At 37.9% G+C, this 17,421-nt stretch carries 1 protein-coding gene; it reads right to left on the reverse strand.

Annotated features, from left to right (window positions below):
• Positions 1 to 5: 5 nt before the first annotated feature.
• Positions 6 to 17,108, reverse strand: coding sequence for an amino acid adenylation domain-containing protein (locus tag U2H13_RS17240; RefSeq protein ID WP_376700554.1), 17,103 nt, complete (start codon positions 17,106 to 17,108; stop codon positions 6 to 8).
• Positions 17,109 to 17,421: the final 313 nt, after the last annotated feature.

A 17,421-nucleotide genomic window follows, 5' to 3' on the forward strand; every position in this document is an offset into this window, starting at 1 on the left:
TCCTCTTATTCATGATCAGTTTCATCATTTTCATAAAATTCGTTCACCTGATGCAGTATAACTGGCAGGCTTTCTCCATCACATATAATGTGATGAATATCAACAAATAGATAGGATGCCGTTGTTGTCTTCATTAATTTCACACGCATCAACGGTGCTTCGGATAAATTAAACGGTTGTATAAATTTATCGTATTCTGTTTGTACATCTATTTCGTCCACTTCGCTGTAGTCTATTAAAACCCTTGCGTCTGGAGAAATCGTTTGAATGGGTTCACCGTCCACAACATGGAAACTAGTTCGCAGTATCTCTTCTTGCTGTAACAGCTTATCCAAAGCCTTCTGTAGCCTTTCTTTATCCAGCGGTTCTTCGTAGGCATAGACATCCGATACGTTGTAGTTAATGTTAGGTCCGGTCATCTCGTCTAGAAGATAGAGTCGTTTCTGAGCTGAACTTGTAGGGTAGTATTCAGCTGCTGAAGCTTGTTCTATTGCCACAAACATCTCGTTCTCAATCGACTCGATATTTCCCGCTATCTGCTCGGGCGTACCAAAAGTAAAAACATCTCTAATTGACAATCTTACTCCTATGGCCTTCTCCAATTCATTGCACAAGAGCACTGCTTTCAGTGACGATCCCCCTAGATCAAAGAAGCTATCAGTTACACTGACTTTTTCAATATCTAGAATGTTCTCAAATGCCTGCACGATCAGAGTTTCATATTCATTTCGTGGTGCAATATATTCCTTTGACTTATACTGCGGCTGTGGTAAAGAGGCTTTGTCAAGTTTCCCGTTACTTGTCAGCGGAATCGCATCAACCGAAATAATATGTGCAGGCACCATGTAATCTGGTAATACTTTACTTAACTTGATCTTAACGTCCTTTTCTTCTATTTCTGTCTCAGTTATTACATAGGCACACAGGAATTTCTCATTCCTTTTGTCTTCTCGCACTATGACTACAGCTTCATTTATGCCTTCAAGCTCCAATAAACGGCTTTCTACTTCTCGTGGTTCAATACGATATCCTCTGATTTTTGCTTGGTCATCCATCCGTCCAATATATTCAATGTTTCCGTTAGGTAACCAACGTGCCAAATCACCTGTCCGATACATCTTTCCGGATCCAAATGGGTTGTGTACAAACTTCTCGTCTGTCAGGTCTTGTCGATTTAAATATCCTTGAGATACACCCTCACCTGTTATACATAACTCACCTGGAACTCCAATTCCACAAAGTTCATTTCCATTTAACATATAAATCTTCAATGTTGGAAGTGGCTTTCCTATGTCGCTAATTCCTTTCTCGATGGCTTCAGCATCAATATCGCGATAAGTAGCGTATACCGTGGTCTCTGTAGGCCCGTACATATTAACCAGACGACAATGCCTATTGTTCTCATGCCATTTCTTCAAATGTGTTGGATAAAGTGCCTCTCCTGCAAAAATAACATATCGTAAACTATTTATTGTTTGTCCTGTCGTTGCATCGATCAACGCATAAAATGGCGAAGGTACCTGGCATAAGATTGTTACCGCTTCTTTTTGCAAAAGCTCTCCAAAAGCATATCCATCTTTTACCGTATCTTCAGAAGGAATTACAAGCTTTGCTCCATTTAATAGGCATCCGAATATTTCCCAAACCGAAACATCAAAACAATAAGAATGGAATTGAACCCAAATATCATTTTCATAGAAATCAAGCTTAAACTTGTCATTCTTAAGTAATCGCACTACATTTACATGCTGAACCATAACACCCTTAGGCCTGCCAGTCGTACCAGAGGTATAAATTACATACATCAAATCACTTGATTGATTTACATGGACAAGGTTACTGCATTCCATTTTATAATTTGCCTCATCATGAAGATTCATGATAGGAATGTCAGCTTCAGGTTCTTTTGTACCGCATAATACGACCTTTGGTTTACAGTCATTAATGATATAATTAATTCTTTCCTCTGGATAAGATGGATCAACCGGTACGTAAGCTGCTCCAGCCTTTAAAATAGCGTATATACCCACCACCATCTCCAAACACTTCTCTGTTGAGATCACCACAAAGTCATTGGGTTGAATGTTATAGTCCTCACGAAGCTTTCTTGCCAGAGCATTCGCCCGTTCATTTAATTGTGCATAGGTCAGCTGTTGTCCATTAAATGTAATTGCTATACTATTAGGTATTCTGGCAGCCTGCTCTTCAAGTAACTGCACAATCGTCTTATTATCAGGGTATTCTGCATCCGTCATATTGAACTCATCCAATATTTTTGCTTCTTCGTTCATATCTACCATGGCAATATCCTGCAGCTTCTTTTCCGGAGACATTAAAACTCCTTCAATTAGTGTTAAGAAGTGTTTTGCCATGTACTCGATCGTTTCTGGTTTGAATAAGTCTGTAGAATATTCAAAATCAATCTTATAGCCTTCTGAATCACTTATCATGGTTAAGGTAAGATCAAATTTAGAAATACTTCCTTCAACGGATTCCCTCGTTCCAAATTGAATTCGATCCGAATAACTCTCTCTCTCATCGTCCTGCAATACAAACATCACATCGAATACTGGGTTTCTTGAGTAATCTCTCTTTACTCCCACTGCTTCAACTAAATCCTCGAACTGATAATCCTTGTTATCGTATGCCTGTAAACATTTCTCTTTTATACCTAATAATACATCCTCAAATGAATCATCGGAGCAGACATTCCCTTTGATTGCCAGAGTGTTTACAAACATGCCCAACATATTTCGGGTATCCGTATGGTTTCGTCCCGATATTGGAGTTCCTACTATAATTTCTTCCTGTCGACTGTATTTTCCTAACATGGAGAAAAAGATGGATAACAAAACCATAAACTCAGTTGCACCATACTTCTTCGCTAACTCTTTTACTTGAATACTCGTGTTTTCTTCTACCTGTGTTCGGAAATGAGCACCTCTAAAACTTTGTTTATGAGGGCGTGGATAATCCATGATTAAATCCAGGACTGGTATATCACCAGAAAATTCTTTCTTCCAGTACGCTGCCTGTTCTGTTATATCTCTAGCATTTTGCCAAACACAAAAGTCTTTATACTGTACTCGTGGTGTTAACAATTCTCTTCCTTCATATAACTCTTGTATTTTGTAGAGCATAATCGGCATGCTTTCTGCGTCACATAAAATATGGTGAATATCCAAAAATAAGTATGAATCATTTGGAGTATCCAGTATTTTTGCACGCATTAGTGGTGATTTTGACAGGTCAAATGGCTGGACGAAAGTATTATATTCATCCTGGATATACTGTGAATCTGCTGTATTAACTTCACTGTGCTCCAGCACAATTCTTGCATCTGAAGAAATTTTTTGAATTGGCTCACCATTCACTATATGGAAGCTTGTCCTCAAAATTTCCTCTTGCTCTACTAATTGATCCAATGCTCTCTGAAGTCGCTCATTGTCTGGTTTAACTTTAAGCTTGATTACTAAAGGAATATTATAAGTTGTACCAGGACCTGTTAGTTGGTCTAAAAGATAAAGTCTCTTTTGAGCTGAACTTATAGAATAGCTTTCTGCTTCTGCTATTTCTGGTATTTCTTCAAACATATTTACAACCTTTGAGTTTTTAATTTGTTCTGCAATATTTTTTGGTGTAACTAAATCAAAAATTTCTCTAAGTGGTAACCTTACCCCTGCACTCTTCTCTAATTCATTACACAGCCGGATTACATTAAGCGAGTATCCACCCAAATCAAAGAAATTGTCGTTTACACTTACTCTATCCACACCAAGTACATATTCAAATGCCTCTACTACCAATTTCTCCGTCTGGGTCCTTGGTGCCTCATAACCCCTGATCATCTGACTTTCTTCAATATTCTTTTCCGGGTCCGGCAATAATTTACGATCTACCTTACCATTTGCAGATAGTGGAATCTCATCTACCTGTATGAATTGTGCCGGGATCATATAATCAGGCAGATATTTTGCTAACTCTCTTTTTATTTCTGCCAATTCTACTGTCTCATCTGCAACAATATACCCACACAGCTGCTTCTCTCCATGGGAATCACTATAATCAGCGACGACGGACTGGTGAATATTGGGCAAATGATTGATACAGTGTTCTATTTCTCCTAATTCGACACGATGTCCACGTATCTTTACTTGACTGTCTTTTCTTCCAAGGAAGTCTACATATCCTTCCCGACGCATCACACCATAATCACCTGTTTTGTACAGATACCCTAATCTATGGTTGATAAAGGCGGCCTTCGTCTTCTCTTCTTCATTGAGGTAACCTACGGCGACTCCTTTTCCACCAATATGCAGTTCTCCTGGAACGCCTATCGGGCATTCCTCTCCCCATTCATCCAGTACATAAATTTGTTGATTTTTCAACGGATAGCCATAAGGGATACTTTTCCACTCCGGCTTCACTTCTGTGATTGGGAAATAGATGGACCATATAGTGCCTTCTGTTGCTCCACCTAACCCGATCACTTGTGCTTTTGGCATTCTTGTTTTGATTTTCTCCGGCAAACCAAGAGAAATCCAGTCTCCACTTAGCATCACCATACGTAAGCGCTCTGCTGCAGATCTCCGCACTGTGTCTTGTTTTGTGCTTTCCAGATACATATCCATAATGGCCGGAACCGAATTCCATATCGTGATTTCTTCTTCGATCATGATCTGGTGAATGCTACTCATATCTAAAAGATCTGGAATTAATACTAACTGGGCTCCACTAATGAGTGCTCCAAAAATATCATAGACGGATAAATCAAAGCTCATCGATGATAGGGCTATGATTTTATCTTCGCTACCTACTTTGAATTTCTTATTAATATCTAATAATGTATTCACTACTGCTTCATGGGTGATCACAACACCCTTAGGATGTCCAGTACTTCCTGACGTATAGATAGCATAGGCTTTATCCTGCTGGCAGCCTTCTAACAGTTCTAAGGCGCCATCGTTATAGGTGGACAGGTTCTCTTTTTCATATAAATCCGGATGAATCATCAGCTTGATATCACTATGTTCCACGATATATTTTATTCTTTCCTCAGGATGTTCCGGATTCACAGGAATATAAGCATGGCCGGCTTTTAAAATACCCACCGTATTTACAATGGTCTCGATTCGTCTCTCTGCCCAAACTCCAATATAAGAATTGTGCGCATAGTTTTGTTCTGCTAAATAGCGAGCGACCTGATTGGATTTTCTCGCCAACTCGCCATAGGTCAATGTATCTTGTCCTAATTTGACTGCAATAGCATCTGGAGTCTTCTGGCATTGCTGGTCTATTAATCTTTGCAGTAAATCCCCTTCATAATCTCCTTGTGTATCATTGTAATCAAGCAGTAGTTCAGACTGTGTTACAGGCAGCGGCATAGATGAAAGATTATTGTCTATAACTTGCTGCAATCGAAGTTGATACGTTTCAAACATGGCACTGATCATATCTTCATCAAACAGATCCTTCGCATAATCCCAAGTCATCATTAATTGTCCGTCTCTTTCCGTGACTTGGAAGTCCAAAAATATTTCAGGGGCCTGATTTATTCCGTATTTCAATTCTCCCCTACTACCTATATTGGCATTGAAAGAATCCACTTCGCCACGAAGCATGCTTGTAAATATAATTGGCATTATAGCTTGAGCTTCTTGACCACGATGTTCAGCCAGATCACGCAGGAAATCAACCCCACTGTAAAATCTGTGGTTTAACGCTTCAAATAACCGATTCTGAATCTCAGTAGTTCTTTCCCAAAATGGTCTGTGAGATGATAAATCGATATCCAACAACAATTTTGATACAAAATCCCCCATCAGCGACATTCCATCTTGATGAAAAGGCTGATTACTAAACAGATTTAAGCTAAGTGCCATATTGGATTGATTGCTCCATTTAAATAGAACTTCCGCATATATTGTGCACAATAACGCAGATGGTGCAATTCTGTTATCCAAAGCTTTGTTTCTCACAATCGCCCAGTCTTTTGCAGAAATTTTCGTTTCTAAACGTTTTACTGTTGCGTTGTTTACAGCACTCCCATTAGAAAGAAGCGGTAACTGTGGTGCATCCGGGAAATCACCTACTTTCTTCTTCCAGTAGGCTTGATCTCTTTGATGCAATGCTTTCATCAAATCTGAAACTTGCCGTGCCAAAAGATTGGCATGATTATCAAGCTCTGCTTGGGTCGAATCTTTCTCCTCTTTCTTAACATCCTCTTTCTTAAGTAGCTTTTGCAAACGATCTTCTGGATTCTTGACAACTTCTGAAAGCAATGAAACATAATCATCCAACATTTGCTTTATCGTTTCCTGTTTAAATAAATCTGTAGAATACTCTAAATTGACCACATAACCCTCTGATGTGTGTATTACCATTAAATTCAGATCAAACTTAGCTACTTTTCCTTCCATTGGTACCCATGTTCCACTCATAATGCTCTTTGAACCAGACATAATTTCACTCTCTGGCATCATAAACATTACATCAAATAATGGATTTCTTGATAAATCTCTCTTTACATCTACTGCCTCAACCAAGTCTTCATATTGAAAGTCCTGATTATCGTACGCAAGAAGACATTTTTCTTTTACTCCTAGCAATACTTGTTCAAAACTCTCCTCTTGTTTCACATTTCCTTTGATAGCCAAGGAGTTTACAAACATCCCCAGCATGTCTTGTGTATCAACGTGGGTTCTACCTGATACAGGAGTTCCGACTATAATTTCTTCCTGTTGACTGTACTTGCTCAATAGAAGCATAAAGGTTGATAACATAATCATGAATTCCGTAGCACCATGCTTCTTCGCTAATTCTTTTATTTCCATAAAAACTGGTTCTTCAATCTTAGTTTTTACGTCGGCTCCATTGAAGCTCTTTTTCTTAGGACGTTGGAAATCTGTATTCAAATTTAGTATTGGAATTTCGCCTGAGAACTCGTTCTTCCAATATGCCGCCTGCTTCGTAATATCCTGAGTCATTTGCCAAGCAGAGAAATCTTTATAATGAACCCTTGGCATTGATAAAGTATTTCCTTCATATAACTCGCTTATCCAGTTCATCATAATAGGCAGACTTTCTCCATCAGAAACAATATGATGAATATCCAGCATCAAGTATGAAGCTTGTGGCGTCTGTAGTAACTTAACCCGCATCAAAGGTGCTTTGGATAAATCAAATGGGCAAACAAAACGATCATATTCATCTTGAATATCTAGTGTATCTGCTTCTTTGTATTCTAATACTACTCTCGCATCTGGTTGAATCACTTGAACTGGCTCTCCATTAATAAGATGGAAGCTGGTTCTCAATACTTCTTCTCTCTCTAAGAGTTTATCTAACGCTCCCTGTAGCTGCTCTTTATCCAGAGTGTTTTCATATTTTATGACATTCGAAATGTTATAGGAAATACTAGGACCTACTATCTCATTGAGAAGATAAAGTCGCTTTTGAACAGAACTCATAGGATAGAACTCTGCTTTAGCTATTTTCGGTATTTCCGAAAAACTATCATATTGTAAACTTCCAATTCTTTCTGCAATACGTTTGGGTGTAGATAAAGCAAATATTTCACTAAGCTTCAGTTTTATACCGATTGTCTTTTCTAATTCATTACACAATAATGTAACTTTCAGTGAATGACCACCCAAGTCAAAAAAGCTATCATGGACACTAATTTCTGTTACTCCTAGGATTTTCTCAAATGCTTCAACTACTAACTTCTCTTCTCTATTTGTTGGTGCTGCATATTCCTTAGACTTGTATTCTGGTTCTGGTAGTGCCGCTTTGTCCAGCTTTCCATTATGACTTAATGGAATTTGGTCAATTCGAATAATATATAAAGGAACCATATAGTCTGGTAACTTCTTGCGTAATTCACTCTTGATTGTATCTTCGTCTAATTTTTCTACTTCTGTATGAACCACTACATAAGCACACAGATATTTTTCTCCTTGCTTGTCTTGTCGTACTACAACGGCTGCTCCACTAACTCCTTCGAGTTCCATCAAAGTACTTTCAATTTCTCCTGGTTCGATTCTGAAACCTCTTATCTTAACCTGATCATCTATACGGCCAAGGTACTCAATATTTCCATCCGGTATCCACCGTGCCAGATCACCTGTTTTATACATCATTCCTGAACCAAAAGGATTTTTAATAAATTTCTGTGCTGTCAATTCTTCACGATTTAAGTATCCACGCGACACACTTTCTCCTGCAATACATAATTCCCCTGGTACACCTATTCCGGCTATTTTTTCATTTGATAATATATAAATTTGTGTATTACTAATAGGCTTACCAATCCATACTTTATCTACATTTAAGTCTGTTGGACAATGATATCCACTGGAATTAACTGTAGTTTCTGCTGGACCATAGAGATTCAGTAGTTCTGCTCTTACTTGTCCTTTTTCCCTTAATTGATTATAATGTCTCACACTTTCTGCATTCAGTTTCTCACCAATATTAATGATATAACGTAGCGTATTTATTCTCTCTTTGCTCATATCTAATTCTTCTAAGAACATATTGAACATTGAAGGAACGAACTGGATTGCATTGACTTTATAATCCTGAATTACCTTGATGATCTTATCACTTTGACTTTCTTCTCCTTGTTGCAAAATAACAAGTTTACCACCCGCTAACATCCACCAAAATACTTCCCAGGCAAAAACATCAAAGGCACAAGTGGTCTTCATTAAAAGAGATTCTCCCTCGTGTAATGGATATTCTCTTTGTGTCCACATCTGCTGATTGACTATATTCCGATGCTCTACCATAACTCCTTTTGGTTTTCCTGTTGTACCCGATGTATAAACCAGATAAATAAGATCATGAGGAGTATTTACATGTTCAGGATTCTCTGCACCTTCTTCATAATTGCTTGCACTATATAAGTCGACAACCTTTTCAGGGGAAATATTATACTTTCCATGACCAATTAAAACCGCTTTCGGCTGGCTATCTTCCAATATATACTCGATGCGTTCTTCTGGATAAAACGGGTCAATTGGTACATATGCTGCACCCGACTTCAGGATGGCATATAATCCGACCACCATCTCAATACTTCTTTCTGCTATAATCGCAACAAAATCATCAGGCTGGACATGGTATTCCCGTCGTAACCTTAATGCAAGTTTATTGGCACGAGCATTTAATTCAGCGTAACTCAATTGCTCATTCCCGCATACCACTGCTGTATTATGGGGTGTTCTTGCTACTTGTTCCTCAAATAATTGGACAATGGTCTTGTCTCTTGGATAGTCACGATCAGTTGCGTTAAACTGTACTAATTCTTTCATTTCTTCCGCTTCATTTGTCATGCCTAATTCGGTTAATTTCGTGTGTGGTGCTGCAATTGCTTGTTCCATAAGTCTTTGCAAATGGGAACCGATAATGTTTATTTCTTCCTTGTTATATAGCTTTGTACTGAATAGAATTCTAAAATGAAGACGATCACTCTTAAATGCTGTCATTCCCAAGTCATACCCGATTTGTTCGCGGTAATATTCAGATTCCACATTTAATTTGCCATCAATATTGATACTTGTTCCTTGATAGCCTTCAAAGAAGAATAAGGTTCCAATTAGATTCCTTCCTAATAAAGTACGATTCTGTATTTCTGCTAAAGGAAGAAAATCGTGATCATTTGCAGCAATTGCTTGGTCCTGTAATGATTTCAACAAATCGGCAAATGTGTCTTCGTTTGTTGTCGATATACGTACAGGTATTGTATTGATAAATAAACCAACGATTTCTTCAATACCTTCAATCTCTGCATTTCTACCAGATACAACCTTTCCAAAAACGACATCATTGGTTGAGTTGTATTTTTCCAATAAAACGCCCCAACAAGCTTCTACTAGCGTGTTCAATGTTACATCGTACTTGGCACATACCGCTTCTGCTTGTTCGGTTACCTCCAAGCTTAACTTAAACTCTTGACTCTGACTCTCTTCTTCTGTTTCTTCTGGACGACCCATAGGTAGAATATCAGCCCTTGTCTCATATCCTTGAAGAAGGTCTTCCCAATATTTAAGGCTCGGCTCTTTATCTTTTTCATTTATATAATCTACAAATTTTTCATAGCTGCCCATTTTATTAGAAGCAGTCTTATTAGGTATTTTTAAACACTCTTCGTCTGTTGCCATATACGCATTAAACAAATCTCTACGCAAAATTGGCAAACACCAACCATCTAAAATAATATGATGGTTCGTCATGATCAACCGATATCCACTATTGTTTATTTTTATCAGATTCATACGAACTAGTGTATCTTCTTCTAAATCAAATCCACGTTTTACATCTTGTTCCTTTAAATCAAGATAATCGGATTCATTATCTACTTCCATATAATTAAATTCCAGATTTCTTTCTTTCAATACAACTTGTCTTGGCACACTTACTCCCCGATAACAGATCTTTGTACGTAAAATATCATGCTGTGTTGCTAGAGATTCAAAAGCTTTGTGCATCTTCTCTACATCTACTTCCGTCAATCGCAACGTCTGCTGAACAACATACTTCGTAGAGGATTCATCCAAAAGCTTCTCATAGAGCATTCCCTCTTGCACAGGAGCCAAAGGATAGATACGTTGAACTTCTTCGCCGCGGTTTTTGGCAGCTTCCTGTACATAACAAAATTCGCTATCTTTCCATACCCTCTCACCAAAATCACTTGCCGTTGACTCACTCTTCTGTGCATGGGAGCAATGTTCTGCGACCGCTATCAGTTCTTCTTCATATGCTTTTCCTATTTGCTCAATTCTCTCAGCTAAATAACGACTGCTGTTGCAGGTTACTGTCATAGATAAACTACCATTTTGCACATGACCTATGACGTTAATGGATGGTCCAAATTGATTGCGAGGATCCGTATCCTGTCCATAACCCAGTTGTGAAAACTCAAAATATGGATCGCCAGATTCTTTCTTTGTTCCTAGTTCTCCAAGATAATTAAATGATATATCTGGTGCCACTTCCACATCCATTTCTTCTGAATTAACCATGTCTGCATACTTTATGAGGCCATAATCAATTCCATGTGCTGGCACACGTCGTAGGTTCTCTTTCGTATTTCGAATATCCTGAGCAATATTAGTGCCTAACTCTTCTAAAACTACGGGATATATACTAGTGAACCATCCTATTGTCCTACCTAAATCAAAAGACCCTACTGTTTCTTCACGACCATGTCCTTCCATCTGTATAGCAAGCGTTCTCTGACCTGTTACTTTGTTTACCGCACGTCCCAGTGCTGTTACAAGTAAGTCATTAATCTCTGTATTATAAGCATGTGCACTTTCTTTTAATAACTTTTCTGTGATCGTGGAATTAAGACATACCACGGCTGTCTTTGGTTCGAATTTATCATCAGTGCTATCTTCTTTTAACTTGCCATCAACCAATTTATTTTCTAACTCTGACCAGTAAGCTATCCTTCTCTTTAACTTTTCACTCTGGCTGTAACGAGCTAATCCTTCGCTCCATACTTTAAAGGAAACGGTTTTAGCTGGTAATGTTATCTCTTTCTGATTCAAAGCTTGAGAGTAGCCCTTCTCCAAATCCTCACTTAAAATTCGCCAGGAAATCACATCCATTATCATATGATGAGCTAGCAACATCATATAATCTTGCTCCGGCGTACTAAATAAAACAGCCTGCAATAATGGTCCTTCCGCCAAATCCATCTTTACTTTCGTTGTCTTAATTTTTTCCTGAATCTCTTCAGATTCACATGCTATTGTTGTAAAGCCGTACCATTTCTTATCTTCTACTTTCCCTATAACCTGTTTCTTATCTTTGTACGTAGCTCTCAACATATCATGATGCTGTACTAACGCAGACAAAGCTTTTTGTAGTGCCAGGACATTTAGTTTTTCACGAACCTTAAACACTTGGCATACATTAAAATGTTCAGGATTCATCATATTTTGTGCGAAGAAGTAGTTTTGAATTGGTGTCAGTGAAATCTCACCACTTATTTCTCCTTGCTCCGCAGGTATAATTTCTTTTTTCGTGGATAAATTCATGGCTATTAGCTTCGGTGTTCTCTCCATCAAAAGATTTCGCATGGAGCTATCGTATCCAGCTTCTCTTATCTTGTTTAGAATATGGATAGCCTTAATCGAATCTCCACCCAAATCAAAGAAATTGTCATTTACACTTACTCTTTCCATACCAAGTACATGTTCAAATGCCTCTACTACCAATTTTTCCGTCTGGGTCTTTGGTGCCTCATAACCCCTTATCATCTTACTTTCTTCAATATATTTTTCCGGGTTCGGCAATAATTTACGATCTACCTTACCATTTGCAGATAGTGGAATCTCATCTACCTGTATGAATTGTGCCGGGATCATATAATCAGGCAGATATTTTGCTAACTCTCTTTTTATTTCTGCCAATTCTACTGTCTCATCTGCAACAATATACCCACACAGCTGCTTCTCTCCATGTGAATCACTATAATCAGCGACTACGGACTGGTGAATATTTGGCAAATGATTGATACAGTGTTCTATTTCTCCCAGTTCGACACGATGTCCACGTATCTTTACTTGACTATCTTTTCTTCCAAGGAAGTCTACATATCCTTCCTGACGCATGACACCATAATCACCTGTTTTGTACAGATACCCTAATCTATGGTTGATAAAGGCGGCCTTCGTCTTCTCTTCTTCATTGAGATAACCTGCGGCGACTCCTTTTCCACCAATATGCAGTTCTCCTGGAACGCCTACCGGGCATTCTTCTCCACAATCATCCAGTACGTAAATTTGTTGATTTTTCAACGGATATCCATAAGGGATACTTTTCCACTCTGGCTTCACTTCTGTGATTGGGAAATAGATGGACCATATAGAGCCTTCCGTTGCTCCACCTAACCCGATCACTTGTGCTTTTGGCATTCTTGTTTTGATTTTCTCCGGCAAACCAAGAGAAATCCAGTCTCCACTTAGCATCACCATACGTAAGCGCTCTGCTGCAGATCTCCGCACTGTGTCTTGTTTTGTGCTTTCCAGATACATATCCATAATGGCCGGAACCGAATTCCATATCGTGATTTCTTCTTCGATCATGATCTGGTGAATGCTACTCATATCTAAAAGATCTGGAATTAATACTAACTGGGCTCCACTAATGAGTGCTCCAAAAATATCATAGACAGATAAATCAAAGCTCATCGATGATAGGGCAATGATTTTATCTTCGCTGCCTACTTTGAATCTCTCATTAATATCTAATAGTGTATTCACTACTGCCTCATGGGTGATCACAACACCCTTAGGATGTCCAGTACTTCCTGACGTATAGATAGCATAGGCTTTATCCTGCTGGCAGCCTTCTAACAGTTCTAAGGCGCCATCGTTATAGGTGGACAGGTTCTCTTTTTCATATAAATCCGGATGAATCATCAGCTTGATATCACTATGTTCCACGATATATTTTATTCTTTCCTCAGGATGTTCCGGATTCACAGGAATATAAGCATGGCCGGCTTTTAAAATACCCACCGTATTTACAATGGTCTCGATTCGTCTCTCTGCCCAAACTCCAATATAAGAATTGTGCGCATAGTTTTGTTCTGCTAAATAGCGAGCGACCTGATTGGATTTTCTCGCCAACTCGCCATAGGTCAATGTATCTTGTCCTAATTTGACTGCAATAGCATCTGGAGTCTTCTGGCATTGCTGGTCTATTAATCTTTGCAGTAAATCCCCTTCATAATCTCCTTGTGTATCATTGTAATCAAGCAGTAGTTCAGACTGTGTTACAGGCAGCGGCATAGATGAAAGATTATTGTCTATAACTTGCTGCAATCGAAGTTGATACGTTTCAAACATGGCACTGATCATATCTTCATCAAACAGATCCTTCGCATAATCCCAAGTCATCATTAATTGTCCGTCTCTTTCCGTGACTTGGAAATCTAAAAATACTTGAGGGGTCTGGCTTATTCCGTATTTTATTTTTCCTAATTTTGGCAGAACATCTGTAAATTCCGATTTATCGAATAACATACTAGTAAATACAATTGGCATAATCGCTTTACTAGTCATTTCTCTCTTACTTGCAATATTTCGTATAACATCAACACCACTATAAAAACGATGGTCTACTGCTTCAAATAATATATCTTGAACCATAGATGCTCTCTCCCAAAAAGCACTATGAACAGACAAATCAATATCTAACAGTAAAACTGATGTGAAATCTCCAATTAACTTCATTACGTCTGGATGAAAGGACTGCCGATTAAATAAAGTTAAATTAAGTGCCATTCTGGATTGATTGCTCCATTTGCCCAAAACTTCCGCATAAATTGTACATAAGAATACAGATGGTGTTACACCATACTGAGCTGCTAAGCCTTTCACAACATTCCATTCATGAGTTGTCAGACTCTTCTCCATGCGCTGAAATATTGGTCTCTCTATGAATTCTGGCTCACAAACTAATGGTAGCTGAGGTGCATAGGGAAAATCCTCTATTTTGGCTTGCCAATAGTCTTGAGCTTTTTGATAGGCGGAAGATTCACGAAAGCTCTCCAATGCCCTTACATAATCTGAAAATTGAAAGGTTAAAGGTTCAATCTCCATATTCGGTTTCTCATAATAATCCATTATCTCTTGTATTAAAATTAATAAACTGCCTCCATCAGCAATTAATAAGTCAATATCCAGGAAGAGATAATTTTTCTTCTCGCCAAGAATAAATGCAGACAACTCAAATAATGGCCAATGATCTTGTTGAAAAACAAAATGTGACCTGTGATTTCTTTTTTCCAATATACGTTTTTGTTGATCCTCTAAAGACAAGTCTTGTAAATCTTCAATACAAATATCATAAGAAGAATTAGAACGCCGAACTTTTTGCATTCCTGTATCATCAAAAATAGTACGCAGCATAAGCTGACGCTCTAAAACTCGATTCAATGCATCGTTTAAGCGTTTAATATCTAATTCTGTTTCAAACTCATAATAGGCATGTGTGGAGATGTTGCCCATTTCCATAATATTTTGTCTTCCAACTAAATAGGCTCCTTGTATTTCTGTTACCGGAAATGGCTCATACCACATGTCTTTATTCCCTGTTAATTCAGATGTTTGGACATCCTCTACCTGTAGTTGTTCCCCTACAATCGTAATTATTTGTTCTAGAGTAGACATTTTGAAAAGGCTTACAATGGGGATTTCAACTTGAAATCGTTGATTGATTTCATCCTGGAAACGAATCAACGTTAACGAACTAACTCCCATCCGAGAAATCGTATCGTCTACTTTCAAAGAAGGGATAGAGAATACTTCTTTTGCAATTTCAACGATTTGATTTTCAATCTCCGCTTTGTTCCATGCTGGCTTCTTTGCAGATTCCTTGCTACTCTCATAATAATATGGAGCTATTGCGATAACATCATCAAACTCATGATTCTCAAATCGCTCTATTAAAAGAAAACGTTGCACCTTTCCACTTGTTGTTTTCGGTATCGTTTTTATTGGAATTACATAATCTGCAGCTATTCCAACCCGTTCTAATACCATATCCTGCACTTGATGGGCAAGTGGCAAAAATGCCTTGGCATCTTTTCGATTATGTACAAATACTATAATTTCATCCCTGATCGATGACGGATTGCGAACACCACACACAACGACTTGAGACAACTCTGGGATCGCCAATGTTAACATATTTTCTATATCGCTAGCATAATAATTCTGACCATTTACAAACAGAATATCCTTCTTTCTGCCCATTACAATGAGTTCTCCATTGCGTAAAAGTCCTAAATCTCCTGTACAGAAGAAGCCCTGTTCATTAAAAGGGGAACTATCATGATTCATATATCCCTCAAATACATTTTTCCCCTTGATCACTATATTGCCTATGTAATTTTCCCCTAAGATGTGGTCTTCATCATCTACAATCAATATTTCTAATTCATATAATGGTTCTCCTACTATGGCAAACTCTGCTGCATTTGGCTCCTTCGTTTCTATATACTCCACTTCTTGACCAATACGAGCTTTATGACGGTTAATACATACACTTCTATTATGTCCTTCTTCAGGAATAGTAACAGCCAGACTAGCTTCTGCCATACCATAGACTTGATGGATCGTATTTTCACGCAAGCCAGAAGACGAGAATTTTTCATAAAATCGTCTAATGGTATCCATTGATATTGGTTCTGCACCACACATTATGTTTCGCACACTAGATAAATCAATATTTTCTAAATGTGAATCCTTTACAGTCTTTATCATCCAGTCTAATCCAAAATTCGGACTTACAAGCACCGTTGCTTTTAATTGCGCACATTTTTGAAGATATAGCCAAGATTTCTTTAAAAATGTACCCGAATTTAGAAGGGAATGAGATATACCCGCAAATATCGGAGTTAAATGATAACCGATCAAGCCCATATCATGTGTCAATGGTAACCAACTAGCCATGACATCATTTGTGTCTAGTTTCAAACGATCTACTATCTGTGCCAAATTATAAACTAGATTTTCATGTGTTAATTTTACTCCTTTAGGGTTACCTGTGCTGCCAGACGAATATTGTATATACGCTAAGTCCTGACAATCTACTGTAACGCATTGCCCCTCTTCCATATTACATGCTAAGGTTTCATACTCTAAGTATTTCAAATTATTGGCTTCATAACTTTCTCTAAACGTATTTAAATTTCTTTCATCAGTAATTATCCACGCATTCGGCAACTGCTTACTTACTTTCACTAACTTCTTGAAAGCTTCAGTGTCAGGCGATGCAATTAGCGGTACAGACAGAGGAACGGGGATCATGCCTCCTAAAATACAACCCCAAAACAACCTTATAAAGAATAAATTATTGTTTGTCTGAAAGATAATATAAGAGCCCTTCTGAAATCCCTGCTTTTGTAGTGCCCCTAAGATGGATTTGGCATTAAAATAAAGACTTTCATAAGACTCAAACAATTCAGAGCCATCGGATTGAGTAAAGTAAACTCCCCTTGATTTCTCGTTAGCATAAATTCCAAGTAATTGATCAAGTGTTATATTAACTCCATCCTCTAATACTGATTTTGTATAGGGTTTCATATTGCACCTCTTAAAAAGTTATTGTTTTTATGCTGCGATATTATCTTTGTTACAATTGATGAACGTCTTGATCTTGCCTCTTTAATATTAAAATTTATGTTGAGAATTATTTATGTATATTGGCTTCTATAATTCTATTATATTATATTTAAGGATTATATCAACAAAATTCTTAAAATTTTTCCAGCTCAAAGGTCGTGGTTTAAACCCACCGCCCTTAGCCTTCGGGTTGGATAGTAATAATCAGAATCACTTAAAAAAACACTCAATAATGCCCCCGTTGTCAAGACACGATTTTTTGAGGAAAAAGTTA

The organism is Bacillus sp. A1 (assembly GCF_042296235.1).
In the GTDB taxonomy this organism is placed as follows: Bacteria; Bacillota; Bacilli; order Bacillales; family Bacillaceae; genus Bacillus; species Bacillus velezensis.

Excerpts from the sequence above, each read along its gene's own strand:
- U2H13_RS17240 (WP_376700554.1), bottom strand. The coding sequence starts at position 17,108 with ATGAAACCCTATACAAAATCAGTATTAGAGGATGGAGTTAATATAACA.